A 26,257-nucleotide genomic window follows, 5' to 3' on the forward strand; every position below is an offset into this window, starting at 1 on the left:
CCGGCCCCTTGCGTTCAAACGCAAGGGGCCGGTTCGTATGTAAAGGGGTGGTTCGACCCGCTCAGACCGCGCGGACGATGCCGAGCGGGGTGGACTCGAGGCCCTGCCCCAGCGGGTTGTCACCGAGGATCTTCACCAGCCGCAGCTCCCCCGCCTTGTCCAGCGTGGAGCCGAGGATGTTGCCGCCGAGATCGTTGATGTCGACCACGGCCACCTCCGCCTGACCGCCGATCAGCGTCTTCAGGTGCGCCGCGACCCGGTCCGGATCCTTCGGCCCGAGCACCACAGCCTCGTTGTACGGAGGGATGGTGTGCTTCGTCGGTCCGTCGATCGCGCGCGCCTTGTCCCCCGCGATGCGGTAGAAGTCGCCCTTGCGCCCGAACGCCTTGGTGATCGCCGAGACGGCCGCCGCGAAGAGGATGCGCGGCGTACCGCACTCACGCAGCGCCATCTCCATCGTCTCCGGCATGCCGAGACCGATGCCGTACGGCGTGCGCGTGACGTACTTCGACAGGAACAGCGCGAGCTTCCGCGGCTTGATCTCGTCCAGGCGGTAGGACCGCCCCTGCGTGATCGCGACGATCTTCTCGGTCACGAAGAGGAGGTCACCCGGCTGGACGGCATCTTTGGCGTACTCCGTGATGATGGCGTCGAGATCGTCGTCCGGCATCACGACACGGGTGCGCAGCGGGATCCGCGCGTAGCTCTTTCCGTCGACGCTCGTCTCGAGCGCCTTGCCCTCGTTCGCCTGCATCACTCGAGGTAGTCCCGCAGCGACTGCGAGCGGCTCGGGTGGCGCAGCTTGGCCATCGTCTTGGACTCGATCTGGCGGATGCGCTCACGCGTCACCCCGAACGTGTCACCGATCTGGTCGAGCGTCTTCGGCTGACCGTCGCCCAGGCCGAAGCGCATCCGGATCACGCCGGCCTCGCGCTCGGAGAGCGAGTCGAGGAGCTGCTCGAGCTGACGCTGCAGCATCGTGAAGCCCACGGCATCGGCGGGGACCACGGCCTCGGTGTCCTCGATGAGGTCGCCGAACTCGCTGTCGCCATCTTCGCCGAGCGGCGTGTGCAGGGAGATCGGCTCGCGGCCGTACTTCTGTACCTCCACGACCTTCTCGGGGGTCATGTCGAGCTCGCGGCTCAGCTCCTCCGGGGTGGGCTCGCGACCGAGGTCCTGGAGCATCTGGCGCTGCACGCGGGCGAGCTTGTTGATGACCTCGACCATGTGCACCGGGATGCGGATCGTGCGGGCCTGGTCGGCCATGGCACGCGTGATCGCCTGACGGATCCACCAGGTGGCATAGGTCGAGAACTTGAAGCCCTTGGTGTAGTCGAACTTCTCGACGGCGCGGATCAGGCCGAGGTTGCCCTCCTGGATCAGGTCCAGGAACTGCATCCCGCGTCCGGTGTAGCGCTTGGCGAGGGAGACGACGAGACGGAGGTTCGCGCCGAGGAGATGGCTCTTCGCGCGCTGACCGTCACGGGCGACCCACTGCAGGTCGAGCCCGAGCTGGCTCGTCTTCTCGGCGGGAGACATCGCGGAGAGCTTCTCCTCCGCGAACAGACCCGCCTCGATGCGCATCGCGAGCTCGACCTCTTCGGCCGCGTTCAGCAGCGCGACCTTTCCGATCTGCTTCAGGTAGTCCTTGACCGGGTCGGCCGTCGCGCCGGTGATCTGGGTCGAGTAGACCGGGACCTCTTCGTCGTCCTTGGAGGAGATGACGATCGCACCGGTCGGCAGCGGCTCGGTGAAGGCCGGCTTCGCGTCGTCCTCCTCCTCGTCGCCCGCGGCGTCTTCGGAGCCCTCGGCCGCAGCGGCGTCGTCTTCCTCGACGACGTCGTCCGACTTCTTCTTCTTCGCGGGGGCGCGCTTGGCCGCGGCGCGCTTGGGCGCGGGAGCCGCTTCGGTCGCTTCGACGTCCTCGACCTCGGGATCCGCGGTGATCTGATCGGCCTTCTTCGTCCGCGTGTTCTTCGTCGTGGCAGGAGTCACGTTTCGCCTTTCACGGGGCCGCTGGGAGACCCCGGGACATTTCGGACACTAGTAAGACCCTTGTCAAGTCCAGCGCTCGAAAACACTGATTGACAACGGGTCGGACTCCTAGTATCGCACACGTATGGCGATGAGGACGCATTCGAGGGCGATCCGCTGCGAGAGATTCAGCCGCGCCCCGGCTTGTCCTCGTCGCCGGACGGACGCGAGGCGAGGTAGCGCTCGAGCTCGGCCGCGAGTTCATCGGCGCTGGGCAGGTCGCGTTCGCTGAACCCGCCCTCGTCGTACGAGTCGTCTTCGGGGTCGCGACCGGCCATGTAGGCGTCGTAACGACGTTCGAGGTTGTGCACCATCTGCTGCAGCTCGTCGTTCGCCGCGACCTGCTCGTCGACCCGGGCGATGTAGTCCGCGCGCCGCTCCTGCACCGCGTCGAGCATGAGCACGAGACCGGTCGACGCCATGAGCTTCTCTGCCGCCGCGCTGACCGCCTCCGGATTCTCCGTCTCGGCGAGGTAATGCGGCACCAGCAGCACGAAGCCGACGACGCGTTCACCCCGCTCCGCGAACCGGAACTCGAGCAGGTGGCCGGCGGTGGCGGGCACCTGCGTGCGCGGACGCCACACGGAGTGTGACACCACGAGATCGCGCCGATTACCGCTCACCGTCGTCCCGATGGGACGCGTGTGCGGCACGGGCATGGCGATGGAGTGGACCCAGTGCAGTCCCGAGGCCTCGAACTCCGCAGCGAGATCCAGAACGGTCTCCGCGAAGGCGTTCCACGCGAAGTCGGGCTCATACCCCGTGAGCAGCAGGAACGGGCGTCCCAGCGCATCCGTGGCGAGGGAGAGCTCGAGGCGCGGCGGGCGGAACTCGGCGAGGTGGTCCTGGTCGAACGAGATGACCGGGCGGCGCGCGCGGTAGTCGAGGAGCACATCGTTGTCGAAGATCGCGAGCGGCTGCGGCGACGTCGTCTCCCGCAGGTGATCGATGAGCCCGGACACCGCACTGCCGGCGTCGGTGAAACCGGTGAGCAGCATCACGAGAGGCAGGCCGTGGGGCACCGCGGGGGCGTTCGCGACGCGTTCGTGGATCTCTCCGGAGAAGGGCATGTCTCCATGCTACGAGCCGCACCCGGAGCCGGGCTCTGACGTGTCTCGCTGAGAGCGAACACACCCCGGCCGCCGGACCGACGACCCCGGTGCGGAGATCCTAGGATGGAGAGCATGACGCTTCCCGTGCTCTCGCACACCACCGATCAGTTCCCCGGAAGCGCTGCCGATGCCGCAGTGCTCGTCGTCCCCGATCTCTCCGAGTCGGCCGAGTCGCTGGCGGCTCACCCCGGTCTCGCCGACGTCCTGGCGGGCATCGGCTTCACCGGCGCCGCCGGAGCGTTCGCGCGGGTCTACGCCCCCGAGGTGACGACCCTCCCCTTCGCGGTCGTCGGCGTCGGCTCTACCATCGACGACGCGTCGGCGCGGAGCGCCGCCGGCACGGCTCTTCGCTCCCTCACCGGCTTCGACACCGTCGCGCTCGGCCTCGCCTCCGGGCTCGAGGCGCACGCGGCCGCCGCGGCGGAGGGCGCCGTCCTCGGTGGCTACCGCTTCGATGACTACCGCGCCGAGAACGGCAGGAAGAAGCGGGCGACGGCGGTCGTCGTCCACGCCCCGCTCGACGACGCGACCGTCGCTCGCGCCCAGGCCACGGGCGAGGCTGTCGCCCTCATCAAGGACCTCGTGAACGTGCCCGCGGAGTGGCAGAGCCCCGCACAGCTCGCGCAGAGCGCCGCCGACAGCGTCGGCGACCTCGACGTCACCGTGCAGATCCTCGACGAGACCGCTCTCGCGGAACAGGGTTTCGGCGGCATCCTCGGCGTCGGCCAGGGCTCCGACCGCCCACCGCGTCTCGTCCGCCTCGACTACGCGCCGGCGGACGCGCAGCGCCACATCGCCCTCGTCGGCAAGGGGATCACGTTCGACACCGGTGGGCTCTCCCTGAAGCCGGCCGCGTCGATGGTCGGCATGAAGTTCGACATGGCGGGCGCCGCCACCTCTCTCGCCGCGCTCCGCGCCATCGCAGCCCTGCGACTTCCCGTGCACGTGACCGCCTGGCTCTGCATCACCGACAACATGCCGTCCGGCCGCGCCCTCCGCCCCGGCGACGTCATCCGCATCCTCGACGGCACCACCGTCGAGGTGCTGAACACCGACGCGGAAGGGCGCCTCGTCCTCGCCGACGGCCTGGTCGCCGCGAGCCGGGAGAACCCCGACGTCATAATCGACGTCGCGACCCTGACCGGCGCGATCGTCGCGGCCCTCGGCCACCGCCACACGGGTGTCTTCGGCGACGACGAGACGGTCGCGGAGTTCCTCGCCGCCGCTGCGCGCACTGGAGAGCCGGCGTGGCACATGCCCCTGCCCGCCTACATGGAGGAGACGCTGGACTCCCCCATCGCCGACATGATCAACGCCAACATGGGAGATCGGATGGGCGGCGCGTCCTTCGCCGGCCTCTTCCTGCGACGCTTCGTCGGCCGCACCTCGGACGCGGACGACGCGCCGCGCATCCCCTGGGTGCACCTCGACATCGCGGGCTCCGGTGAACACGCCGGCGCCCCCTACGGCTTCACCGAGAAGGGCCCCACGGGGGCGATGGTCCGATCGATCATCGCCTTCGCCGAAGCAGCATCCCACCCGGAGGCATGACACCCATGACAACCCACACCTTCGACATCGTCGTCCTGGGCGGCGGCAGCGGCGGGTACGCCGCGGCACTGCGAGCGAGCGAGCTCGGCAAGTCCGTCGCACTGATCGAGAAGGACAAGGTGGGAGGCACATGCCTCCACCGCGGGTGCATCCCCACCAAGGCGCTGCTGCACGCCGCCGAGGTGGCGGACCACGTGCGCGACGCCTCCTCCGTGGGAGTCACAGCCTCGTTCGGCGGGATCGACGTCGCCGGGGTGCGCACGTACAGCGAGGGCATCGTCGCCAAGAAGTACAAAGGCCTCGAGGGGCTCGTCAAGGCGCGCGGGATCACGACGGTCCCCGGGCTCGGCCGCCTGAACACGGACCGGAGCATCAGCGTGGGCGACGACGTCTACGTCGGCACCGACGTGATCCTCGCCACGGGCTCCTACAGCCGCTCGCTGCCGGGGCTCGAGATCGGCGGACGGATCCTGACCAGCGAGCAGGCCCTCGCCCTGGACGTCATCCCCGAGCGCGTGCTCATCCTGGGCGGCGGCGTGATCGGCGTCGAGTTCGCGAGCGTATGGCGCTCCTTCGGCGCCGAGGTCACCATCGTGGAGGCCCTGCCCCACCTCGTCCCGAACGAGGACATCGCGATGAGCAAGGGCCTCGAACGCGCGTTCCGCCGGCGTGGCATCCAGTACTCGCTCGGCGTGCGCTTCCAGACCGCCACGCAGGACGACTCGTCCGTGACCGTCACCCTGGAGGACGGCAAGGAGCTCACCGCCGACTACCTCCTCGTCGCCGTCGGCCGCGGCCCCGCCACCGCCGACCTGGGATTCGAGGAGGCCGGCGTGCGCCTTGACCGGGGGTTCGTGACGGTGGACGACGAGCTCCGCACCGGCGTCCCCGGCGTGTGGGCGGTCGGCGACATCGTCCCGGGTCTCCAGCTCGCCCACCGCGGGTTCCAGCAGGGCATCGCGGTCGCCGAGCGCATCGCGGGCCTCACCCCCGTGAACGTCCCTGACGTGCAGATCCCCAAGGTGACCTACTCCAGCCCCGAGGTCGCCTCGGTCGGTCTCACCGAAGAGGCGGCGATCGCGGCACATGGCGCCGACGCCGTCCACTCCTACGAGTACAACCTCGCGGGTAACGGGAAGAGCGAGATCATCGGCACGGGCGGCCTCGTCAAGGTCGTCCGCCTCAAGGACGGTCCCGTCCTCGGCGTGCATCTCCTCGGCGACCGCGTCGGCGAGCTCATCACCGAGGGGCAGCTCGCGGTCGCGTGGGAAGCCCACCCGGAGGACATCGCGCCGCTCATCCACGCCCACCCGACCCAGAGCGAGGCCCTCGGCGAAGCCTTCCTCGCGCTGGCCGGAAAGCCCCTGCACGCCCTCTGAGCACCAACCGGTGCCCGAGTCACTAAGCTAGACAAGCGTCATACAACTTCTGAAGGAGACTCAGTCATGAGCACATCCGTGGTCCTCCCCGCTCTCGGTGAGAGCGTCACAGAGGGTACGGTCACCCGCTGGCTCAAGCAGGTGGGAGACACCGTCCAGGCGGACGAGGGCCTGCTCGAGATCTCGACCGACAAGGTCGACACCGAGATCCCCTCTCCCGTCACCGGCGTCATCGAGGAGATCCTCGTCGCCGAGGACGAGACCGTCGAGGTCGGTGCTCTGCTGGCCCGCATCGGTGACGGCAGCGGCGCGGCCCCTGCCGGCGATGCCCCTGCCGCCGCCGAGGCCGCTCCGGCCGAAGCCGCCGCCCCCGCCGCTCCGGAGCCCGAGGCGGCTCCCGCAGCGGAGCAGCAGGCTCCCGCCGAGTCCTCTCCCGCCGAGGCCGCCCCTGCGGCTCCGTCCGGCGACGCGACCGACATCGTGCTCCCCGAGCTCGGCGAGAGCGTCACCGAGGGCACGGTCACCCGCTGGCTCAAGCAGGTCGGCGACTCGGTCGAGGTCGACGAGGCGCTCCTCGAGATCTCCACCGACAAGGTCGACACCGAGATCCCATCGCCGGTCGCCGGCGTGCTGCAGGAGATCGTCGCCGGCGAGGACGAGACCGTCGAGGTGGGCGCCGTGCTGGCACGTGTCGGTTCCGGTGCTGCTCCCGCGGCTCAGGCCGAGGCTCCCGCCGCGCCGCAGGCCGAGGCTCCCGCCGCGCCGGCTCCGCAGGCCGAGACTCCGGCTGCACAGCCCGAGGCTCCGGCTGCTCCTGCCCCGCAGGCCGCGGCTCCCACCGCGCCGGCCCAGCCCGCTGCTCCCGCACAGCCCGCTGCTCCGGCACAGCCCGCGCAGGCCGAGGCTCCCAAGCTGTCGCTGCCGACCGAGAGCGACAACCTGTACGTGACCCCGCTCGTCCGCCGTCTGGCTGCGCAGCAGGGTGTCGACCTCGCCACGGTCAAGGGCACCGGCGTCGGAGGTCGTATCCGCAAGGAGGACGTCCTCAAGGCGGCCGAGACGGCGACCGCCGCACCGGCCGCCGCCGCGGCACCGGCTCCGGCACCCCTCGAGGTGTCGCCGCTGCGCGGGACCACTCAGCCGATGTCGCGCCTGCGCAAGGTCCTCGCCAAGCGCGCGGTCGAGTCGATGCAGCAGACCGCTCAGCTCACCACCGTGGTCGAGGTCGACGTCACCGCTCTCGCCGAGTACCGCGACAGCGTCAAGGCGTCCTTCCTCGAGAAGACGGGCGACAAGCTCTCCTTCCTGCCGTTCTTCGCGCTGGCGGCGGCGGAGGCCCTGCAGGCCTTCCCGATCATCAACGCGACGGTCGACGGCGAGCAGATCGTCTACCCGGCCTCCGAGAACGTCTCGATCGCGGTCGACACCGAGCGCGGTCTGCTCACGCCGGTGCTCCGCGACGCGGCGTCGAAGAACATCGCCGAGATCGCCCACGAGATCGCGGACCTCGCGGCGCGCACGCGTGACAACAAGCTGAAGCCCGACGAGCTCGCGGGCGGCACGTTCACGCTGACCAACACCGGTTCGCGCGGCGCGCTGTTCGACACCCCCGTGGTGTTCCTGCCGCAGTCGGCGATCCTCGGCACCGGCACGGTCGTCAAGCGCCCTGGCCTGGTCAAGGTCGGCGGCACGGACGCGATCGCGGTGCGCTCCTATGTGTACCTGGCCCTGTCGTACGACCACCGCATCATCGACGGTGCCGACGCGGCCCGCTTCCTCGGCGCTGTCAAGGCTCGCCTGGAGGCCGCGCAGTTCAGCGGTCAGCTCGGCGCCTGACTCGACGGCTTCGTCTCACCTCGGCTGGTCCGCGACGCGATATGCGTCGCGGACCAGCCATTTCTCTTCTATGCGCGCGAGGACGAGAGTGATCGCACCCTCCGTCCCCTCCTCGTCAGCGGACGATGACGGCACTTCCAGCACGGCGATATCTCCATACCGATCGATGAGAGCGGCGTCCTGGACGTCGGCGGCTCCGGAGACGAGCGGGATGACCTCCGACGGGCTCGCCGCGACCGCGGAAGCGCACACCCGGTCCTCCTGAGCTTCGCACTCCTCGATCTGGGCCACGAGCCCCGGCAGGGCGAGCACCGGATCGTCGCCCGTCGGCGCCACCGTTGTGCGCGCCGAGGGGCCCGGGGAGTCTACGTCCGCAGAGTCGCCCCCCGCTCGATGCGGCGAGGCCGAGGGCCGGCTCTCCGGGGGCCCGACCGTCGGATCATCTCGCTCGTTAGGCCACAGCAAGCCGGCAAACAGCACCACCACCGCGCCGGCACCCGCCACGGCGAGAACCCGTGGCCGTCGGGATCCGGTCCCCCGCTCCGGTGCGGCCCGGCGCGGCCTGCCGGCCTGCTGGCCGATGAGGGCTCGCGTCCTGCCGACGAGGCGGTCACGCAGAACGAGAATGTCGGCAACGATCCGTGTCGAGCGCGGTCCGCCCGCTCCTTCCACCCGTGCCCGGCGGTGCCGCAGCCGCGCACGGGCAACCGGCTCGACCCGGACGCGCCGCAGCGCCCCGGCCACCCCCGTCTCCACGGCAGGGCCTGCCCGGTCTTCGGCCGCCTCTTCCAAAGGTCGCGGCGCCGCCATCTCCAGGAGCTCGCTCTCCACCTCCTCGAGCAGCCGCCGTGGCACCCTGCGCTGTGCCGCGGCCGTGCCGATTCGATCCCGGGCGCGGTCGAGAGCCCGGGCCAGCATTTTGTCCGTACACTCCGCGCGCAGCCGGCCCACGATCTCGGAGACGGCAGACGCCGCCTCCTGGCCGGGCCCGACCACGAAGAGCGGCCGGCCACCCTCGGTGAGCCACCATGTTCCCTGCGCCTCGACAGCCGGCGCCGGACCCAGCTCCGCCAGTCCGCGCAGCAGACTCACGACCACCGTGCCGATCTCCCCGGGCGGCAGCCCACCCTGTGTCCGGAGCCGTCGGTCCAGGTATGACTCCAGCCGCTCCGTGCACCAGGGAAGCAACACGTCATGCCCGTCCAGCCGTCGGGCGATGTCGACCGGAGCCGCGATGTGCTGAGAGCCCGCGTATCGCCAGCCCGCCCAGCCGGCGAAGCTCTCAGCGTCGGCGCGCACGAGCGGCCCGTCCGGTGAGGTCACGAGCGCACCGTGGAAGGGCCCTTCGGAGCGGTCGAGGAGACGGATCGTGCGGTGCGCCTGGGCGAGCACGGCCGGTTCCTGCAACGGAGTCTCACGCGCTGGTGTCATGTGGTCCATCCCACCCGACCCGCCGGACCCGCCGTGGCTGTTCGGTGCCGCCGGGAGGGGATCCGGTCGCGGTCCGAATTGTGCAGGAACGGTCACCCTCTGCTCTCCGCTGCACGCGAACGGCGGCATCGCAAGGCGCTCGGACTCGGTAGGCTGGTCTCCATGGCAAAGCGTGCTCCCGAACCCGAGAAGCGTCCTGGGTTCTTCTCCCAGATCAAGTCCCTCTTCCGGTTCACGCGCGAGGCCTACCCCTGGCTCCCCTGGGCGCAGGCCGCGATCCTCATCGGCGGCGTGCTCCTCGGTCTCCTGGCCGGCTACCTGATCCCGCCGTTCCAGGTGTGGACGCTCGTCCTCTGGGCGATCACCGGCCTCATGCTCGGCGTGCTCGGCGCCCTCTTCCTCATGACCAGGCTCTCGACCTCGGCCATGTACACGAAGATCGACGGCATGCCCGGTGCGACGGGTCACGTGCTCAGCACCAGCCTGGGTCGCCAGTGGCAGGCTTCCGAGACCCCGGTGGGCATCAACCCGAAGACGCAGGAGGCCGTGTACCGGACGGTCGGCCGCGGCGGCATCGTCGTCGTCGGCGAAGGCGCCCGCGGACGTCTCACGCGGCTGGTGAACGAGGAGCGCAGCCGGGCGCAGCGCGTCGCCCATGGCGTGCCGATCACGGTGCTCTACGTCGGGCACGGCGAGGACGAGGTCCCCATCGCCGACCTCGCGAAGACCATCAAGAAGCTCCCGAAGGCCATCGACAAGGCCACGATGGCGGCCGTCATCCGCCGCATCGACTCGGTCTCGCAGTCGCTGTCGTCGCTTCCCATCCCGAAGGGGATCGACCCGACGAAGGTGCGGGCGCAGCGTCCGCGCTGACCCGCTCCCCCGAACCGCGAAGCGCGGCCGTCCTCACCGAGGGCGGCCGCGCTTCTCTTATTCCGAGAGCGGCTGTTTGGGGAGACGGCGCACCTTCGCCCGGCGGCGACGACGCTCGGGGATCATGGAGCGCATCTCATCGAGCTTGCCGAAGCAGAACAGGCGGTCGTCGGGTTCGAGGACCACGTGCTTGCGCGGGTTCGGGATCACGCTCACCCCGCGGTGCAGCGTGAGGACGGTGATGTCGCGTTCCCACAGACCCGCCTCCCCCAGCGTCTTGCCGACGAGGTCGGCGGCGCCGTGGACCATGAGCTCGGCGACGCCGTATCCCGTGGAGACCGTGAGGCGCTGCCGCACGTCGATCTCCGGGAAGGCCACCTGACCGGCGATGTAGTCGATGATCGCGCCCGCGACGTCGAGCTTGGTCGCGGTCTCGATGCCCTGCAGGCCCGGGGAGGAGTTGACCTCCATCACCAGGGGTCCCTCGTCCCCCTCCAGCATGTCCACGCCGGCGACGCGGAGTCCCATGATCTGGGCCGATCGCACGGCGGCCCGCTCGTAGACCGGGTCGAGCTCGATCGCCTCGACCGAGCCGCCACGGTGCACGTTCGAGCGGAACTCGTCTCCGGCCGCCGAGCGCCGCATCGCCGCGACCACGCGGTCCCCGACGACGAGCGCGCGGATGTCGCGCCCCCGGCTCTCGGCGATGAACTTCTGGATGAGCACGTTCTGCTTGGTGGAGTGGAGCGTCTCGATGATGGCCTCGGCCACCTTCACCTGAGGCGCGAGGATGACGCCGATGCCCTGGGTGCCCTCGAGCAGCTTGATCACCACGGGAGCACCCCCGACGCGCTCGATCGCCGGTCGCACGTCGGCGCGGTTGCGCACGAAGGCCGTCGGAGGCATAGCGATGTTGTGCCGGGAGAGGATCTGGTTCGCCCGCAGCTTGTCGCGCGCGCTGGAGATGCCGTTCGCCGTGTTGGGGGTGTAGACGTCCATCTGCTCGAACTGCCGCACCACGGCGGTGCCGAAATACGTGATCGAGTTGCCGATGCGGGGCAGGATCGCGTCGTAGTCGCTGAGCTGCCGGCCCCGGTAGTGCAGGTCGGGCTCATCGGAGGTCAGGTCGATCGCGAAGCGCAGCGTGTTGAGCACCTTCACGTTGTGGCCCCGCTGCAGTGCGGCCGCGCGGAGGCGTTGGGTGGAGTACGCCTGCGGCGCACGGGACAGCACTGCGATCTTCACGGGGGATTTCCTGCCAGGATGTATCAGGTGAGTAGGTCTACCCATTCAAACACCCTTACGGGGTGGCGCGAGTGGGTGAGCCTGCCCGATCTCGGCGTCGACTGGATCAAAGCCAAGATCGACACCGGCGCCCGCACCTCGTCCCTGCACGCGTTCGACATCCAGGAGTTCGAGCGCGACGGCGAGGCGTGGGTGCGTTTCCGCGTGAAGCCCTGGCAGGACAGCCAGGAGGACGCGGTCGTCGTGGAGTCCCCCATCCACGACCGCCGAGCCGTCCGGAGCTCGTCCGGACACGCGCAGGAGCGTCTCGTCGTGCAGCTGATGATCCGGCTCGTCGACCGCGAGGTGATGGCCGAGGTCACGTTGAGCAACCGGGACGAGATGGGTTTCCGCATGTTGATCGGCCGCGAAGCGCTGCGTCGCGGTTACGTCGTCGATCCGGCGCGTTCCTTCCTCGGCGGCCGCGCACCCCGTGAGGCACGCCGGCGCAACCGCGGCCGCGCCTGAGCGTCAGGCGCGGATGAGGACCGTTCCCACGGCCTTGTCGTGCAGACCGCGCTGATCCGGGTCCCACACCACGGCCGGAATCACGATCAGCAGCAGCAGCGTGCGTACGATCGGGCGCCATAGGCCGACCCAGCCGCCGTCGAGACGGACGACGCGCATGCCGAGGATGCGGTGCCCGGGGCTGCCGCCCGCGGTCGGGATGAAGAGGATCTGCACGACGCCGAAGATGAGCAGCGTGGCGAACGGGTCGTACTGGAAGAACGCGACGGAGAGGATGACGGCTGCCGTCCAGTCGATCGCGAGGGCGCCGATCCGGCGACCGGGGCGGCCGATGCTTCCCGGTCCGGACTCCGGGAGTCCGAGTCGCTCACCGGGGTACGTGTTCACAGCATCCGTCACCCCTCCAGCCTACCGAGGCTGTGGATGCCCTCCGATCCTGCTCACGCTGTAACACGGACGAAACAAAGCGGATACCGTGGAGAAATCCCCCGTCCGTACTGTGCAAAGTGGCCCCGAAGCCATCGATCCGCATCACAGGAGTCGTACATGTTCAAAGATTCGTCCGAGGTACTGGCCTACATCAAGGAGAACGACGTCAAATTCCTTGACATCCGTTTCACCGACCTCCCTGGTGTGCAGCAGCACTTCAACATCCCTGCGGCGACGGTCGACGAGGCCTTCTTCACGGACGGACAGCTGTTCGACGGCTCCTCCATCCGCGGCTTCGCCAGCATCCACGAGTCGGACATGCAGCTCATCCCGGATGTGACGACGGCGTACATCGACCCCTTCCGCGAGGCGAGCACCCTCGTGATGATCTTCGACATCTACAACCCGCGCACCGGCGAGATCTACTCGAAGGACCCGCGTCAGGTCGCGAAGAAGGCGGAGAAGTACCTCACCTCCACCGGCATCGCCGACACCGCGTTCTTCGCTCCCGAGGCCGAGTTCTACATCTTCGACGACGTGCGCTACTCCGTGACCGCCGGCGAGAGCTTCTACAAGGTCGACTCCGAGGAGGCCGCGTGGAACACCGGCCGCGAGGAGGAGGGCGGGAACCTCGCCAACAAGACCCCCTACAAGGGCGGCTACTTCCCCGTCAGCCCGGTCGACAAGACGGCCGACCTGCGCGACGACATCACCCTCAAGCTCATCGATGCGGGCTTCATCCTCGAGCGCTCCCACCACGAGGTGGGCACGGCCGGCCAGCAGGAGATCAACTACCGCTTCGACACCATGGTGCACGCGGCCGACGACATCCTGAAGTTCAAGTACATCGTCAAGAACACCGCCGAGGAGTGGGGCAAGGTCGCCACCTTCATGCCGAAGCCGCTGTACGGCGACAACGGCTCGGGTATGCACACCCACCAGTCGCTGTGGAACGACGGCAAGCCGCTGTTCTACGACGAGGCCGGCTACGGTCAGCTCAGCGACATCGCGCGGTGGTACATCGGCGGCATCCTGGCGCACGCGCCGGCCCTGCTCGCCTTCACCAACCCGACGCTGAACAGCTACCACCGTCTGGTCAAGGGCTTCGAGGCTCCGGTCAATCTGGTCTACTCGGCCGGCAACCGCTCCGCCGCGATCCGCATCCCGATCACGGGCTCGAACCCGAAGGCCAAGCGCATCGAGTTCCGCGCCCCCGACGCCTCGGGCAACCCGTACCTCGCCTTCGCCGCGCAGCTCATGGCGGGCCTCGACGGCATCAAGAACCGCATCGAGCCGCACGAGCCCGTCGACAAGGACCTCTACGAGCTCCCGCCCGAGGAGGCCAAGAACATCCCGCAGGTGCCGAACTCCCTGCTGGACTCGCTCGAGGCGCTCCGCGCCGACCACCAGTTCCTCCTCGAGGGCGGCGTGTTCACCGAGGAGCTCATCGAGACCTGGATCTCCTACAAGTACGAGAACGAGATCCTGCCGATCGCTCAGCGCCCGCACCCGTTCGAGTACGAGCTGTACTTCGGAGTCTGAGCCGAACGCAGATCGCGAAAGAGTCCGTCCCCATCCGGGGGCGGGCTCTTTCGCTGTCCAGGGCCGGGCGATGACGGCAGCCTTATCCCTCCGTACTCATCCGAGGTTACTTCCTACGCATACACAGACATTTCGCTATCCTCTGACCACGTCTTCGCCTATGCTCGATCCCGCAGCCGGGGGGGCTCGCAGGAAGAGGGCGGCATGTCGCAGGACTACGAGGTCGACACGGACGTGTTGCGGACGATGGCGGCGAAGACGCGACGCATCATCTCAGACGTCGGGGCGACCGACCTCACCCCGCCGACGAGCGCCGGCCACGAGTGGGTGGTCGCGGCCTCTGAGCGGTTCGCCGAAGCCTGGTCTGCGGGCCTCGCGGCCCGGGTGACGGACTCCGACGCTTTCACCGAACGTTTGGCGACGACGGCCCGGATCTTCGACGAGGGGACGGATGCCGCGAAGGCCGAGGTCGACGCGATGATCTGGGAAGAGTGATGGAGCTCGGGCAGACCCGCTCCGCCGCCGCCCTCATTCCCGGCTCCCCCGGCGAGGTCCGGCAGACAGCCGAGGCGTGGAAGGCACACGGCTCGGCTGCAGCACGGGTGCACGACAAGCTCGCGACGCTCGACGATGAGGGCACCTGGACCGGCGAGGCCTACGACGCGTACTTGGCGCGCTTCGACCGTCAGCTGCTGCACTGGTCGAACGCCGGCGACGGGCTCCGCGAGGGCGCTCACGCCCTGTTCACCTGGGCGGATGCGCTGGAGTGGGCGCAGGAGGAAGCCGCGCGCGCCATCACCCTGTGGGACGAGGCCGAGCAGCAGGCCGCCACGGCGTTAGCCGCGCACCGCGCGTACGTCCGCGAGCTTCGGGTCGGGCAGGGTCTACGGCACCCGGACGTGGAGGTGCCGTTCGTCGACCCGTCCGGTCCGGCGCATGAACAGGCCAGAGAGGTGCTGTTCACCGCCCGGGCGACGCTGGAGGTCTTCGCCCGGGACTGCGCTGTCCGATTGGAGCAGGCTGCAGAGGCCGCGCGCATGCCGCTCACCGAGGCTGAGGCCGCGACCGCAGCCCAGCATGCCGTCACCGAGGCGGTGTTCACCCTTGCTGTCGTGCAGCCGTTCCAGGCCACGACGGACATGCTCGCCGTCTCCGCGCAGACGCTGTGGGAGCACCCGGACATCATCCTCGAACTCCTCGGCGGGGCTGCGACCTTCATCGGAGGCGCGGCACTCGCTGTCGGTGGCGGAGGTCTGACCATCACCGGAGCCGGCGCACTCGCCGGCGCACCCGCCATCGCCGCCGCAGGCCTCGGCGTCGCCGGCGTCGGTGCGGGACTCATCGGGGATGCAACCGGGCGGTGGTTCCGCGAAACCGACAGAGCCGCCGACTCCCGCAAGGGTGTCGATCGCGGGGATGGACGAGACTACGAGGGCAAATACGCAAACGGTCAGGAGGAAAAGCCGTGGGTCGACAAAGAGAAGATCGGACTCGACAAGTTCGCCGCTGAGGAGCAAGTGGAAGTGATCCGTATCAAAGCCAAGGTGGGCTACGACGGCGCGCCACAGGACGGCCGATACTATGACGGCCTCGTCCGAAACCCTGACGGGACGTTCACAGCCATCGAGGTCAAGTCCGGTGGTGCTTATGACGCGTATTTCCGGCCGGGGAGCACACAGCGCCAGTTCGACGCGCAAGTGAACGATGGGGCCGTCGCGAGAGGGCGGCTCAATGGTGAGAGTATCGAGATTTCTAGGGTGATTGTGAGAAGGGAACCATGAGCAGCTACGGACCGTTCGCAGAGAGAACCCCACGCGGCCAGGAAGGGTGGATTGAAGAGGTCTTTCGTCCGGTCCCGGATACTCTTCGGCTGAGGCTCGAAGCACTGGACGGCCTGGAGACATTCACCTACATCATCTGGCGGGGCAGCGACCCGACGAGCATCGTGGGGTTCGACTCCAAGCCTGGTGGATCCTTCATGCAGGCGGCGGGTTCAGCCGATCAGATGACCGTGGAGGTCCGGTTGGCAGGGCCTGACGGTCAGACCCGCCTGTACACGGTCGGTCGTCCCGAGCCTGCCGACGGGACGACGCTGATCCCGATCAGTCAGACCCGTGCGGTGCGCGTGCTCTCGAACGAGGTGTTCACCGCCAACGAAGCCGCGGTCATCTTCTACACCTACTACCTCACCGACGCCGTCGCTCAGCCGTACGTCCTCCGCGAGCTCGACCTCAGCCAGGAGCTGTCGGAGGAACGATAAGAGTCTTGGAGACCGCCAGCACCGCCGCCCGCCTCTGGCGGTAACGGTGCTCCGGGCATGGCCCGCGTCAGAACTCGTCGGCGACGATCTCGGCCTTGAAGCCCGCGGAGTTCTCCAGCCATCCGGCGTAGTGATCCGGCCCGCCCGCGTGCGGGTAGCGCTCCGCGTACAAAGGCCGCCAGCCGTGTTCTGGCGCCGCTGCCATGATCGCGTCCACACGGTCCCGCGGGCCCGCAGCGAAGGCGAGATGGTTCACGCCCGGGGCACGACGATCGTGTTCACTGCTGCTGAGGTTCGGGGATGTCGTGAGGGTGACATACGCGCCACCCGCCTCCCAGGACTCGCCCTCGGGCCATGCACCAGCGCGGACGAAACCCACCGCACCGAGCAGCCACCCCCACTCCGCTCGCGACGACACGAGGTCGGCGACCCAGACCTCCACGTGGTGAATCCCTGCCATCCGTCCAGTCTCTCAGCTCCCCGTGGATCCGCCATTGCAGGTGTCGGGCTCTACGTCAACCCCAACGCGTCGCTTTTTTTGCGCGGATACGGTGAATACATCGTCGGGATACCCGGTCCCGCCAGTGGAGGACGCCGTGATCACCCAGGAAGCCCCGCCCACCGCCGCGCTTCTGGACGGCCGCTACCGCCTGGCGGAGGCTGTCGGCATGGGCGGGATGGCGACCGTGTATCGCGCGGAGGACATCGCCCTCGAACGCACCGTCGCGGTGAAGATGTTCCGCGAGTCAGACGATGCCGTCGTGTCCGTGGAGCGGGTGCATTCGGAGAAGGCGCTCCTCGCGGGCCTCAACCACCCGGGCCTGGTCACACTCCTCGACGCGCACCTCGAGCCCGGACGACCGAAGTACCTCGTGATGGAGTACGTGCCGGGACCGACGCTGAGCAAGCGCATGGCCCGCGCGACGGTCCCACCGCGGGAGATCGCCACGATCGGGGCGGACATCGCCTCCGCCCTCCACGCCGTGCACAGCGCCGGCATCGTGCACCGCGACATCAAGCCCTCGAATGTCCTCCTCACGCCGCCCCTCGACACGAACGGCCGCTGGAGCGCGAAGCTGGCCGACTTCGGGATCGCCTGCGCCATCGACATGTCCCGCGTCACCACTCCCGGCATCGTCCTCGGGACGCTGACCTACATGGCACCGGAGCAGTTGCGCAACGGCGACATCCGTCCCGCGGTCGACGTCTACGCGCTCGGGCTCGTCCTGTTGGAGGCGCTCACCGGTAAGCCCGGCTTCGCTCCCACCCTCAGCGTCGAATCCGCCCTCGCCCGTCTCCACATCGCGCCGGAGATCCCGGCGGAACTGGGATCGGAGTGGGCCGCTCTGCTCAGCGCGATGACGGCGATCGACCCCGACGCACGGCCGCACGCTCTGGAGGTCGAGAGCGAACTTCGCCGGCTGATCGACCTCCCTTCGACCGAGGAGGTCGCCACGGACGTCACCGTGCCGCTTCCCGCGCCGACGGCAGGCACCCTCCCCCGCACCCGCGCCGAGGCCCGCGCCCGCCGTCGCGCCGCCTCGGCGCACCCCGCCGCGTCCCCGGCCCGGCGCACGCGCCGTCGTCGCGAGTCCCTGCTCATCGCTGCGGTGGTCGTACTCGGCGCGGTGACCACCGCCTCCGCAGCACTGCTCGGACACGGCGAGCAGGCCCTCGCCAGTTCGGGTGCCGTCTCCGACGGTGCCTCGAGGATCGTCGAGGACCTCCCGCCGGTCGAGCCGACTCCCGCGGACGCCGTCGTCGACTCGGAGCAATCAGAGACCGTCGCCGTGGAGCCGGTGGCCGCGACCCCGGTGACACGGACGGCACCGGTCACCGAGTCGGTCGCCGAGGATAGCCTGCCCGAGAACGCCGCACCGCAGGCGCAGGAGAACCGAGGCAAGAGCCCCGGCCGCGACCGCAACAACGGCAAGGGCAATAGCAGCCACTGATCCGACGCTTCCGACGCCCGCCGGGCCGGCGGGTGTCGCTGAGCAGCGCGCGGGACCGGGTGGAGGATGATCGAGTGTCGAGTATCGACAGAGGGAGGGGACCATGCGTCGCAGGAAGTTGATCGCACCGCCGGATCAGGCACCCAGCGTGTCCGCGCAGCGACGGTCGCCGTCGAGCGTGGTCGCCGGCGCCAGGGCGAACCCGTTCATGTTCGGTCTCCTCGGTGCCCTCGGGGTTCTCGTCGCGCTCATGATCGGCGGCATCGTCGGCCAGCTCGCCACCGTGCTGGTCTACATCGGCGTCGCGCTCTTCCTGGCGCTCGGCCTCGATCCGATCGTGCGGTTCATCGAGCGTAAGCTCCCCCGTCCCGCGGCGGTCGCCGTGGTCGTGATCGGCGTCCTCCTCGCCTTCGCCGGGATCATCCTCGCCATCGTCCCCACCCTCGTGGAGCAGATCGGGAACCTGATCAAAGACGGTCCGAAGATGATCAAGGACTTCACGAACAGCGCCTGGTTCCAGGACGTCAGCGGACAGTTCGGCGGCACGATCAAGGACGCGGTCGACGGTGTACTCGGCTTCGTGCAGAACCCGGACAACTTCCTCGACATCAGCGGCGGTGTCTTCGCCGTGGGCGCCGGGATCGCCGGCGGCCTGACGGGCATCACGATCGTTGTGATCCTCACGCTGTACTTCATGGCGTCGCTGCGCAGCATGAAGCGGGTGGCTGCCCGGTTCGTCCCGGCGTACCAGCGCGACACGTTCAGCGAGCTCCTGGAGGACGTCTCGAGTGCCGTCGGGCGCTACGTCATCGGTCAGGCGAGCCTCGCGCTCACCAACGGCATCCTGAGCCTCATCTTCCTCACCATCATCGGAGCGCCGGTGCCGGCGCTGCTCGCACTGATCGCCTTCATCGGATCGATGATCCCGCTCGTCGGAACCCTCTCGGCGTCGATCATCATCTCGCTCATCTGCCTGTTCGTCTCGCCGACGACCGCGCTGATCGCGATCATCTACTACCTGATATACATGCAGATCGAGGCGTACGTACTCTCTCCGCGGATCATGAACAAGGCCGTTGACGTCCCGGGCGCGCTGGTCGTCATCGCCGCAGTGGCCGGTGGCGCGCTCGGCGGGATCCTGGGTGCGCTCGTCGCGATCCCGGTGGCCGCGAGCATCATCATCATCGTGCAGAAGGTCGTCTTCCCCAACCAGGACAGGAAGAAGACGCCGCCCGCGGTGACCGTCGCCTGATCAGCGGACGAGGACGGCGCCCGGCTGCACACGGACGGTGAAGGCGTCGATCTCGCCGACCTCCTCGCCGTCGATCTCGAACATCTGCGGCGCGGCGAGCTGCACCCGGATCCGCTCCGCCGAGACATGGGTCGTGGAGTCGGTGCTGACCGCCTGATCGACGTTCCCGATCATGCGACGGATCCCGTTGTCCCAGACGACCGAGCGGACGGTGTCGAGCCACTGCAGCGCGCCGTCGGAGCTGATGAGCAGCATGTCGAGGAGGCCGTCGTCGAGGACGGCGTCCGGCAACAGGCGGATGCCGCCCTGGAGCATGCCGCAGTTGCCGACGAGCAGCGTGTGCCCGCGCACCTCCTCCGGCTCGTGGTCGTCGAGCTGCAGCGTGATGTCCGTCATCTCGGTGCCGGCGAGTGCCCGCCCCATCGCCTCCACGTAGGCGAGCCAGCCGGCGCGATCCTTGAGGTCGTCGTTGGTCTCCACGAGCATCTGCGCGTCGACCCCGAAGCCGACCATGACGGAGAAGGCGTGCTCCTCGCCGTCGAACTCCACCCAGCCGAGGTCGATGCGGTGGGGCTCCGAGTCGCGGATGTGCTCGAGCGCCGGCAGCACGCCCTCGAGCGGCACGCCGAGGTTGCGCGCCAGGAGATTGCCGGTGCCCTGCGGCACGATGCCGAGGGCGACATCGGTGCCGACCAGAGCTTCCGCGACGGCGCGGATCGTGCCATCGCCGCCGACTGCGATGACGAGGGCGCAGCCCTCCTCCACGGCCTTCGCCGCGACGCCGCGACCGGGGTCGTCCGGAGTGGTCTCCCCCCAGCGCACATCGGCTTCCTCGCCGAACGCGAGGGTCACCGCTTCCCCGAGGACATCCCGGTCGGACTTCGTCGGGTTCCAGATCACGCCGATGCGAGGAGAGGTCATACGCTCACTCTGAGCGACGGAGGACGATCGTGCAACTCGACCGGCCGTCTAGCCGTAGAAGAGCTGCTCGAAGGTCCGCCGGGCGCGCCGCGTAACCGCCAGATAGTCCTCCTCGAGCGGTGTCGCGGACCGGGGTGGATAGCCGAGCAGACGGGCCAGGGCATCCAGCTGACGGCGGTCAGCGGGGAGGACGTCGCTCGTCTGCCCCGTGAGCAGCGTGATGCCCGAACGGAGACGGCTCGAAAGCAGCCAGGCGGCCCGCAGGCGCTCGGCGTCGTCCTCCTCGACGAGCCCGGCTCCGACCGCGGCGTCGAGCGCGTGCAGCGTGGACGTGGTCCGGAGACCCGGAACGTCGGTCGCATGCTGCAGCTGGAGGAGCTGCACGAGCCACTCCACGTCGCTGAGAGTCCCCGGCCCGAGCTTGAGGTGACGACGCGGGTCGGTGCCCTGCGGCAGCCGCTCCCCCTCCACGCGCGCCTTGATCCGCTTGATCTCCCGGAGGCCCTGAAGATCGACCGCCTCCGGGTACCGGATGCTGTCCGCGAGCTCCATGAACCGCCCGATGAGCTTCGTGCTCCCCGCGACACCACGCGCCCGCAGCAGCGCTTGCGCCTCCCACGACAGCGACCAGCGGCGGTAGTAGGCCGCGTAGGCGTCGAGGGACCGCACGATCGGACCGTTGCGCCCCTCGGGCCGCAGACCCGCGTCGAGGTCGAGAGGGAGGCGATGATCGGTGAGGTGCTCACGGAGTCCCGCCACGATCCTCGTCGCGAGCTTCTCCGCTCTGCCGGGGTCGACGCCGTTCGCGTCGTACACGTACAGGACGTCGGCATCGGACCCGAAGCCGAGCTCTGCGCCGCCGAACCGCCCCATGCCGATGACCGCGAAGTCGAGCGCTGCGTCCTCAGGCGGCACGACCTCGCGGACGACGGCGCGGAGGCCCGCCTGGATCGTCGCGTCCGTGATGTCGGTGAGCGCGGTGGCTACCTCCTCGATGGTGACGACGTCGAGGACGGCCGCCATCGCAGTGCGCAGGAGTTCGCGACGCCGCAGGGCCCGGACGGCCCGCAACGCGTCGGCGACCGTCTCATGGCGCGTCTGGATCGCTCGGGCCTCGTCGTCGAGCGCCTGCGCGCTCCGCGGACGCAGCCGCTCGGCGCTGTCCAGCCACGCCACCGATTCCGGGATCCACTCCAGCAGCTCGCCGATGTACCGCGACGACGACAGCAGTCGGGTGAGGCTCTCCGCCGCGCCGGAGGAGTCCCGCAGCATGCGCAGGAACCACGAGGTGTCCCCCAGCCGCTCGCTGATGCGGCGGAACGCGAGGAGGCCGTAGTCAGGATCGCTGCCGTCCGCGAACCAGCGCACCATGACGGGCATGAGGTGCCGCTGGATCGTCGCCTTGCGGCTGAGTCCGCGTGTCAGCGCGCCGATGTGGCGCAGCGCTCCCGCCGGGTCGCGGAACCCGATCGCGGCGAGCCGGTCGTGAGCCTGCTCCGCGGAGAGGGTGCGCTCCTCCTCGGGCAGTCCGGCCACGGCGCTCAGCAGCGGGCGGTAGAAGAGGCGGGTATGGATGTCGCGCACCTCGCGACGGACGCTCTCCCACCGCGCCCAGACGCCCTCCCCCGTCTCCGCCAGCTTCGTGCTGCGCGCCAGGATGCGCAGGCCTGCCGGCGTCTTGGGCATGAGGTGGGTGCGGCTGAGGTCGCGCAGCTGCAGACGGTGCTCCATGAGGCGCAGCACCCGATAGTCGTCCGCGAAGGTCCCCGCATCCGCCCGCCCGATGTAGCCGCCGGCGACCAGGGCGTCCAGGCTCTCCAGCGTGCCACGCGTGCGCAGCGACTCGTCGGTGAGACCGTGCACGAGCTGCAGCAGCTGCACCGTGAACTCGATGTCGCGCAGCCCGCCCGCGCCGAGCTTGAGCTGGTACGGGGCGTCCTCCGGGTCGATGTGCTCCATGACCCGCTCGCGCATACGCTGGACGCTCTCGACGAACTCCTCTCTGGCGGCACTCGACCACACGCGCGGCTGCACCGCATCGATGTAGGCGGCGCCCAGGTCGGGATCGCCGGCCAGCGGACGAGCCTTCAGCAGCGCCTGGAACTCCCAGCTCTTCGCCCACCGGTCGTAGTACGCGACGTGCGACGCGAGGGAACGCACGAGCGCCCCCTGCTTGCCCTCCGGGCGCAGCGCCGCGTCGACCTCCCAGAGCGGCGGCTCGACCTCGATGGCGCTGAGGTGGCGCATGGTGTCCCTGGCCAGACGCGTGGCGATATCGATCGCCTGCGGCTCGGACAGCACCTCCTCATCCGTGGTGCCGCCGACGAAGATGACGTCGACGTCGCTGACGTAGTTGAGCTCCCTCGCGCCGGCCTTCCCCATGCCGATCACGGCCAGCTGAGTGGCAGCGACGACATCGCGACCGGCGGACGGCGCCTGGCGGGTGCGGGCGATCGCGAGCGAGGCCTCAAGGGCGGCGCCGGCGAGATCCGCGAGGGAAGCGGCCACCGCGGCGACGACCTCTTCGGGGCGCGAGTGGCCGAGATCGAAGGCGGCGATCTCCGCGAGGTTCCGCCGATACGCGACGCGGAGCGCCACGACCGTCCCGTCGTCCGCCGAGTCCGCGAACCCGTCCTCCGCCCCGACGGCAGCGAGGAGGCGATCGCGCCACACGTCCGCCGCGGGGAGCACGTCGATCGGTGCCGCCAGCACGTCCAGCTCGTCGGGATGCCGCAGGAAGAACTCCGCCAGTCCTACGGAGGCACCGAAGACGCGCCAGACGCGCCGGCGCGTCTCCTCCTCGTCCGCGAGCACCCGCAACGGGGCAGGGTCTCGTCGAGCGACCCGCAGCATCCCGCGAACGGCCGCATCCGGGTCCGCCGCGACGGCCGCCTCGAGCAGCATCGCGCGCGGCACGCCGAGCAGGCTCTCGAGCTCCGCCAGCGACGCCGCAGCCTCGCTCAGCTCAGCGAACCCGAGCCGGGCGAGGGCCGAGAGCGAGACGGAGGCGTCGGGGCGAGCCATGCCGCGCTCAGAGGAGCTCGAGGTTGTTCTTCAGCTCCAGCGGCGTGACCTGGCCGCGGTACGCCTCCCACTCCTTGCGCTTGTTGAGCAGCACGTAGTTGAACACCTGCTCCCCCAGCGTCTCCGCGACGAGCTCGGAGGCCTCCATGTACTCCAGGGCGTGGTCGAGGCTGGCGGGCAGGGCGGAGTAGCCCAGCGCCCGGCGCTCGGCGTCGCTCAGCGCCCAGACGTTGTCCTCCGCCTCCGGCGGAAGCTCGTATTCCTCCTCGATGCCCTTGAGACCGGCGGCGAGCATGAGCGCGTACGCGAGGTAGGGGTTCGCCGCGGAATCGAGCGCGCGGTACTCGACGCGCGACGACTGCCCCTTGTTCGGCTTGTACATCGGGACGCGGACCAGCGCGGACCGGTTGTTGTGGCCCCACGTGATGAAGCTCGGCGCCTCGTCGCCGCCCCAGAGCCTCTTGTACGAGTTGACGAACTGGTTCGTCACGGCGGAGATCTCGTTGGCGTGCTTGAGCAGGCCCGCGATGAAGTGGCGTCCGGTCTTGGAGAGCTGGTACTTCGCACCCTCCTCGTAGAACGCGTTCTGATCGCCCTCGAACAGCGACATGTGCGTGTGCATGCCGCTGCCGGGCTGGCCGCTGAGCGGCTTCGGCATGAACGTGGCGTACACGCCCTGCTCGATCGCGACCTCCTTGATGACCGTGCGGAAGGTCATCACGTTGTCCGCGGTGGTGAGGGCGTCGGCGTAGCGCAGATCGATCTCGTTCTGGCCGGGGCCGCCCTCGTGGTGGCTGAACTCCACGGAGATGCCGAGGTCTTCCAGCATGCGGACCGAACGGCGACGGAAGTCGTGCGCCGTACCCCCGGGGACGTTGTCGAAGTAGCCGGCGGAGTCGACGGGGACGGGCCCCTCAGGACCGAACGACGACGACTTGAGCAGGTAGAACTCGATCTCCGGGTGCGTGTAGAACGTGAAACCCGCATCGGCGGCCTTCGCGAGCGTCCGCTTCAGCACGTGACGGGGATCGGCCACCGCGGGCTGTCCGTCGGGCGTGGTGAGGTCGCAGAACATGCGCGCGGTCGGGTCGATCTCCCCGCGCCACGGCAGCGTCTGGAAGGTCGTCGGGTCGGGCTGGGCGAGCAGATCGGACTCGTACGTGCGGGTCAGCCCCTCGATCGCGGAGCCGTCGAACCCGATGCCCTCGGCGAAGGCGCCCTCGACCTCGGCCGGCGCGATGGCGACGGACTTGAGCGTGCCGATCACGTCGGTGAACCACAGGCGCACGAACTTGACGCCGCGCTCCTCGATCGTCCGGAGGACGAAGTCCCTCTGCTTGTCCATGGCTACTCTGCGCCCTGGCCCTTCTCTGCGCCGAAGCCACTGGACGGCTTCGCGTCCCAGCCCTGCTCCGCGGCCTCTTCCTCGGCCCAGGCGCGCGACCGCTCCTTGAGCACCTCGGGGGCGCGGCGCGCCTCGGCCTCGGTGTCGAACGGACCGATGCGGTCGATGGACGGCGACAGCATGCCGAACTCGACCTCGCCCGTGACGGAGTTGTACCAGTACTTGTGATCGCCGTCGGTCATGGCTGCTCCTTCTTCCCGCGAGCGGTTGGGGTGATGTCATCGATCCTACTGGCGTGCACCGTGGTCGCTAAGCTATCGGCCATGGCAAAAGCGATCGGCGTCGACATCGGCGGCACGGGCATCAAAGCGGGAATCGTCGACCTCGAACACGGCACCATGGCCTCGGATCGGGTGCGCGTGCCCACTCCGGCCGGCGCGGCACCGGAAGACGTCCTCGTCGCGGTGCAGACGGTCCTGAAGACGCTCGACGTGCACGAGTCGACCCTGCCGCTCGGCGTGGCGTTCCCCGCGATCGTCAAGCGCGGCAAGACCCTCTCCGCGGCGAACGTCTCGAAGGAGTGGATCGACTTCGACGCCGAGCGCTTCTTCCGCGACGGCCTCGGCCGCAACATCGTCTTCGTGAACGACGCCGACGCCGCGGGCGTCGCGGAGGCTCGCCACGGAGCCGCCCGCGATGTGCTCGGCTTCACGCTCCTGACCACACTCGGCACCGGGATCGGCTCCGCGTTCCTGTACGACGGCGTGCTGCTCCCGAACACGGAGCTCGGCCACCTGAACTTCCGCGAGTACGAGTCCGTCGAGACCTACGCGGCCACCTCGGCGCGCGAGCGCGAGGGCCTGAGCTGGGAGGAGTGGGCCGAGCGCCTGCAGGCGTTCTACTCCCACATCGAGTTCCTGTTCAGCCCCGACCTCTTCGTGGTCGGCGGCGGCGTGTCGAAGAACGCGGGCGACTTCCTGCCCCTGCTCGACCTGAAGACGCCGATCGTCCCGGCGATCCACCGCAACAACTCCGGCATCATCGGCGCGGCCTCGCTCGCCGGCGACTGACCCTTCGACAAGCTCAGGGACCTTCGACAGGCTCAGGGACCAACGGGACGCTCAGGGCCCTTCGACAGGCTCAGGGACCCAAACGAGAGAAGGCCCCGATGACGGGAGTCATCGGGGCCTTCGGCGTTCGAGGCGAATGGGCCGACCTGTACGCCGGGTTCTGTTCCGGGGTTCTTCGCCCCTTCGACGGCCATCTCTCTCGGCGACACGTTGCCGTGCCGCTCCAGCGGTCTACCCGAGGACTCGGCGGGCCGCGTCATCATCCTCTGTCTGACCTTGCTCCGGGCGAGGTTTACCTGGCGGGCCGTGTCACCACGACCCCCGGTGGTCTCTTACACCACCCTTTCACCCTTACCCCTCGCGGGGCGGTCTGCTCTCTGTGGCACTGTCTCGCGGATCACTCCGGGTGGGTGTTACCCACCGCCCTGCCCTGTGGAGCCCGGACGTTCCTCGGTGCGGTTGCCCGCCACGCGACCGTCCAGTCGACCCATTCG

At 69.3% G+C, this 26,257-nt stretch carries 23 protein-coding genes and 1 other RNA gene; 12 read left to right on the forward strand and 12 right to left on the reverse strand.

Annotated elements, in window-relative coordinates:
- Positions 1 to 61 precede the first annotated feature (61 nt).
- The 3 genes from KZC57_RS02590 to KZC57_RS02600 form a co-directional block, all read right to left on the reverse strand.
- Positions 62 to 754, reverse strand: coding sequence for a coenzyme F420-0:L-glutamate ligase (locus KZC57_RS02590; protein WP_060921806.1), 693 nt, complete (start codon positions 752 to 754; stop codon positions 62 to 64).
- Positions 754 to 1,947, reverse strand: a complete 1,194-nt coding sequence (locus KZC57_RS02595; RefSeq protein ID WP_370670652.1) for an RNA polymerase sigma factor — start codon at positions 1,945 to 1,947, stop codon at positions 754 to 756. The genes KZC57_RS02590 and KZC57_RS02595 overlap by 1 nt, the downstream gene beginning before the upstream one ends.
- 215 nt (positions 1,948 to 2,162) lie before the next feature.
- Positions 2,163 to 3,104 (reverse strand): proteasome assembly chaperone family protein, encoded by a 942-nt coding sequence (locus tag KZC57_RS02600; RefSeq protein WP_060921805.1) that lies wholly within the window; start codon positions 3,102 to 3,104, stop codon positions 2,163 to 2,165.
- 114 nt (positions 3,105 to 3,218) lie between these two features.
- Here KZC57_RS02600 and KZC57_RS02605 point away from each other — a divergent pair, with 114 nt between their 5' ends.
- The 3 genes from KZC57_RS02605 to sucB all read left to right on the forward strand — a co-directional run bounded on the left by KZC57_RS02605 (position 3,219) and on the right by sucB (position 7,912).
- On the forward strand, positions 3,219 to 4,697 hold the full coding sequence (locus tag KZC57_RS02605) for a leucyl aminopeptidase (RefSeq protein ID WP_247640985.1): 1,479 nt from the start codon (positions 3,219 to 3,221) through the stop codon (positions 4,695 to 4,697).
- Between the two features lie 5 nt (positions 4,698 to 4,702).
- On the forward strand, positions 4,703 to 6,076 hold the full coding sequence (gene lpdA / locus KZC57_RS02610) for a dihydrolipoyl dehydrogenase (protein WP_247640986.1): 1,374 nt from the start codon (positions 4,703 to 4,705) through the stop codon (positions 6,074 to 6,076).
- 66 nt (positions 6,077 to 6,142) lie between these two features.
- Positions 6,143 to 7,912, forward strand: a complete 1,770-nt coding sequence (gene sucB, locus KZC57_RS02615; protein ID WP_247640987.1) for a 2-oxoglutarate dehydrogenase, E2 component, dihydrolipoamide succinyltransferase — start codon at positions 6,143 to 6,145, stop codon at positions 7,910 to 7,912.
- 15 nt (positions 7,913 to 7,927) lie between these two features.
- On the opposite strand, the gene KZC57_RS02620 is transcribed toward sucB, so the two are convergent.
- Positions 7,928 to 9,343 (reverse strand): hypothetical protein, encoded by a 1,416-nt coding sequence (locus KZC57_RS02620; RefSeq protein WP_247640988.1) that lies wholly within the window; start codon positions 9,341 to 9,343, stop codon positions 7,928 to 7,930.
- A gap of 162 nt (positions 9,344 to 9,505) precedes the next feature.
- On the opposite strand from KZC57_RS02620, the gene KZC57_RS02625 reads away from it, so the two are divergent.
- Positions 9,506 to 10,216: a DUF4191 family protein gene (locus KZC57_RS02625; RefSeq protein ID WP_025103588.1), complete on the forward strand. Its 711-nt coding sequence runs from the start codon at positions 9,506 to 9,508 to the stop codon at positions 10,214 to 10,216.
- 57 nt (positions 10,217 to 10,273) lie between these two features.
- On the opposite strand, the gene KZC57_RS02630 is transcribed toward KZC57_RS02625, so the two are convergent.
- A complete protein-coding gene (locus tag KZC57_RS02630) occupies positions 10,274 to 11,461 on the reverse strand; it encodes a RimK family alpha-L-glutamate ligase (RefSeq protein WP_060923121.1) in 1,188 nt (395 codons plus the stop codon).
- An 18-nt stretch (positions 11,462 to 11,479) separates the two neighbouring features.
- On the opposite strand from KZC57_RS02630, the gene KZC57_RS02635 reads away from it, so the two are divergent.
- Positions 11,480 to 11,968, forward strand: a complete 489-nt coding sequence (locus KZC57_RS02635; RefSeq protein ID WP_036292426.1) for an ATP-dependent zinc protease — start codon at positions 11,480 to 11,482, stop codon at positions 11,966 to 11,968.
- A 3-nt stretch (positions 11,969 to 11,971) separates the two neighbouring features.
- Here the strand turns inward: KZC57_RS02635 and KZC57_RS02640 are convergent, their stop codons facing one another.
- Entirely contained in the window at positions 11,972 to 12,367 is a 396-nt protein-coding gene (locus tag KZC57_RS02640) for an RDD family protein (protein ID WP_025103591.1), read from the reverse strand.
- Positions 12,368 to 12,514: 147 nt separating this feature from the next.
- On the opposite strand from KZC57_RS02640, the gene glnA (KZC57_RS02645) reads away from it, so the two are divergent.
- The 4 genes from glnA (KZC57_RS02645) to KZC57_RS02660 all read left to right on the forward strand — a co-directional run bounded on the left by glnA (KZC57_RS02645) (position 12,515) and on the right by KZC57_RS02660 (position 16,199).
- Positions 12,515 to 13,939 carry a type I glutamate--ammonia ligase gene (glnA, locus tag KZC57_RS02645; RefSeq protein WP_025103592.1) on the forward strand — a complete coding sequence of 475 codons (1,425 nt, stop codon included), beginning with the start codon at positions 12,515 to 12,517 and terminating at the stop codon, positions 13,937 to 13,939.
- Between the two features lie 204 nt (positions 13,940 to 14,143).
- Positions 14,144 to 14,434 (forward strand): hypothetical protein, encoded by a 291-nt coding sequence (locus KZC57_RS02650; RefSeq protein WP_105949908.1) that lies wholly within the window; start codon positions 14,144 to 14,146, stop codon positions 14,432 to 14,434.
- Entirely contained in the window at positions 14,434 to 15,720 is a 1,287-nt protein-coding gene (locus KZC57_RS02655) for a putative T7SS-secreted protein (protein WP_105949909.1), read from the forward strand. Before KZC57_RS02650 ends, KZC57_RS02655 begins: the two co-directional genes overlap by 1 nt.
- Entirely contained in the window at positions 15,717 to 16,199 is a 483-nt protein-coding gene (locus KZC57_RS02660; RefSeq protein WP_247640989.1) for a hypothetical protein, read from the forward strand. Before KZC57_RS02655 ends, KZC57_RS02660 begins: the two co-directional genes overlap by 4 nt.
- Before the next feature lie 67 nt (positions 16,200 to 16,266).
- On the opposite strand, the gene KZC57_RS02665 is transcribed toward KZC57_RS02660, so the two are convergent.
- Complete coding sequence (locus tag KZC57_RS02665) at positions 16,267 to 16,659, reverse strand: VOC family protein (protein ID WP_105949912.1); 393 nt, start codon at positions 16,657 to 16,659, stop codon at positions 16,267 to 16,269.
- A 136-nt stretch (positions 16,660 to 16,795) separates the two neighbouring features.
- Between KZC57_RS02665 and KZC57_RS02670 the strand changes: the two genes are divergently transcribed.
- Together KZC57_RS02670 and KZC57_RS02675 are read left to right on the forward strand one after the other, a co-directional pair.
- Positions 16,796 to 18,151: a serine/threonine-protein kinase gene (locus KZC57_RS02670; protein WP_247640990.1), complete on the forward strand. Its 1,356-nt coding sequence runs from the start codon at positions 16,796 to 16,798 to the stop codon at positions 18,149 to 18,151.
- 148 nt (positions 18,152 to 18,299) lie between these two features.
- Positions 18,300 to 19,403 (forward strand): AI-2E family transporter, encoded by a 1,104-nt coding sequence (locus KZC57_RS02675; protein WP_374206595.1) that lies wholly within the window; start codon positions 18,300 to 18,302, stop codon positions 19,401 to 19,403.
- On the opposite strand, the gene KZC57_RS02680 is transcribed toward KZC57_RS02675, so the two are convergent.
- Genes KZC57_RS02680 through KZC57_RS02695 form a run of 4 tightly spaced genes read right to left on the reverse strand, consistent with a single transcriptional unit; the run spans position 19,404 to position 24,935 of the window.
- Positions 19,404 to 20,324, reverse strand: a complete 921-nt coding sequence (locus tag KZC57_RS02680) for a diacylglycerol kinase family protein (RefSeq protein ID WP_060923238.1) — start codon at positions 20,322 to 20,324, stop codon at positions 19,404 to 19,406. It abuts the gene before it with no gap.
- Positions 20,325 to 20,372: 48 nt separating this feature from the next.
- Entirely contained in the window at positions 20,373 to 23,348 is a 2,976-nt protein-coding gene (locus KZC57_RS02685) for a bifunctional [glutamine synthetase] adenylyltransferase/[glutamine synthetase]-adenylyl-L-tyrosine phosphorylase (RefSeq protein WP_247640991.1), read from the reverse strand.
- Positions 23,349 to 23,355: 7 nt separating this feature from the next.
- Complete coding sequence (gene glnA, locus KZC57_RS02690) at positions 23,356 to 24,693, reverse strand: type I glutamate--ammonia ligase (RefSeq protein ID WP_025103603.1); 1,338 nt, start codon at positions 24,691 to 24,693, stop codon at positions 23,356 to 23,358.
- A 2-nt stretch (positions 24,694 to 24,695) separates the two neighbouring features.
- Complete coding sequence (locus KZC57_RS02695) at positions 24,696 to 24,935, reverse strand: hypothetical protein (RefSeq protein ID WP_025103604.1); 240 nt, start codon at positions 24,933 to 24,935, stop codon at positions 24,696 to 24,698.
- 81 nt (positions 24,936 to 25,016) lie between these two features.
- On the opposite strand from KZC57_RS02695, the gene ppgK reads away from it, so the two are divergent.
- Entirely contained in the window at positions 25,017 to 25,763 is a 747-nt protein-coding gene (gene ppgK, locus KZC57_RS02700) for a polyphosphate--glucose phosphotransferase (RefSeq protein ID WP_025103605.1), read from the forward strand.
- 133 nt (positions 25,764 to 25,896) lie between these two features.
- Here ppgK and rnpB read toward each other — a convergent pair.
- Positions 25,897 to 26,253, reverse strand: an RNA gene (rnpB, locus tag KZC57_RS02705) — RNase P RNA component class A.
- Positions 26,254 to 26,257 lie beyond the last annotated feature (4 nt).

Origin of the sequence: Microbacterium sp. KSW4-4 (assembly GCF_023091185.1) — a bacterium.
Lineage (GTDB): Bacteria > Actinomycetota > Actinomycetes > Actinomycetales > Microbacteriaceae > Microbacterium > Microbacterium paraoxydans.

Bases quoted from the DNA above. Each gene is read 5' to 3' on its own strand.
- KZC57_RS02590 (WP_060921806.1), bottom strand. From the start codon at position 754: ATGCAGGCGAACGAGGGCAAGGCGCTCGAGACGAGCGTCGACGGAAAG.
- KZC57_RS02600 (WP_060921805.1), bottom strand. From the start codon at position 3,104: ATGCCCTTCTCCGGAGAGATCCACGAACGCGTCGCGAACGCCCCCGCG.
- KZC57_RS02605 (WP_247640985.1), top strand. From the start codon at position 3,219: ATGACGCTTCCCGTGCTCTCGCACACCACCGATCAGTTCCCCGGAAGC.
- lpdA (WP_247640986.1), top strand. From the start codon at position 4,703: ATGACAACCCACACCTTCGACATCGTCGTCCTGGGCGGCGGCAGCGGC.
- sucB (WP_247640987.1), top strand. From the start codon at position 6,143: ATGAGCACATCCGTGGTCCTCCCCGCTCTCGGTGAGAGCGTCACAGAG.
- KZC57_RS02620 (WP_247640988.1), bottom strand. From the start codon at position 9,343: ATGACACCAGCGCGTGAGACTCCGTTGCAGGAACCGGCCGTGCTCGCC.
- KZC57_RS02625 (WP_025103588.1), top strand. From the start codon at position 9,506: ATGGCAAAGCGTGCTCCCGAACCCGAGAAGCGTCCTGGGTTCTTCTCC.
- KZC57_RS02635 (WP_036292426.1), top strand. From the start codon at position 11,480: ATGTATCAGGTGAGTAGGTCTACCCATTCAAACACCCTTACGGGGTGG.
- glnA (WP_025103592.1), top strand. From the start codon at position 12,515: ATGTTCAAAGATTCGTCCGAGGTACTGGCCTACATCAAGGAGAACGAC.
- KZC57_RS02650 (WP_105949908.1), top strand. From the start codon at position 14,144: ATGTCGCAGGACTACGAGGTCGACACGGACGTGTTGCGGACGATGGCG.
- KZC57_RS02655 (WP_105949909.1), top strand. From the start codon at position 14,434: ATGGAGCTCGGGCAGACCCGCTCCGCCGCCGCCCTCATTCCCGGCTCC.
- KZC57_RS02660 (WP_247640989.1), top strand. From the start codon at position 15,717: ATGAGCAGCTACGGACCGTTCGCAGAGAGAACCCCACGCGGCCAGGAA.
- KZC57_RS02665 (WP_105949912.1), bottom strand. From the start codon at position 16,659: ATGGCAGGGATTCACCACGTGGAGGTCTGGGTCGCCGACCTCGTGTCG.
- KZC57_RS02680 (WP_060923238.1), bottom strand. From the start codon at position 20,324: ATGACCTCTCCTCGCATCGGCGTGATCTGGAACCCGACGAAGTCCGAC.
- KZC57_RS02685 (WP_247640991.1), bottom strand. From the start codon at position 23,348: ATGGCTCGCCCCGACGCCTCCGTCTCGCTCTCGGCCCTCGCCCGGCTC.
- glnA (WP_025103603.1), bottom strand. From the start codon at position 24,693: ATGGACAAGCAGAGGGACTTCGTCCTCCGGACGATCGAGGAGCGCGGC.
- KZC57_RS02695 (WP_025103604.1), bottom strand. From the start codon at position 24,935: ATGACCGACGGCGATCACAAGTACTGGTACAACTCCGTCACGGGCGAG.
- ppgK (WP_025103605.1), top strand. From the start codon at position 25,017: ATGGCAAAAGCGATCGGCGTCGACATCGGCGGCACGGGCATCAAAGCG.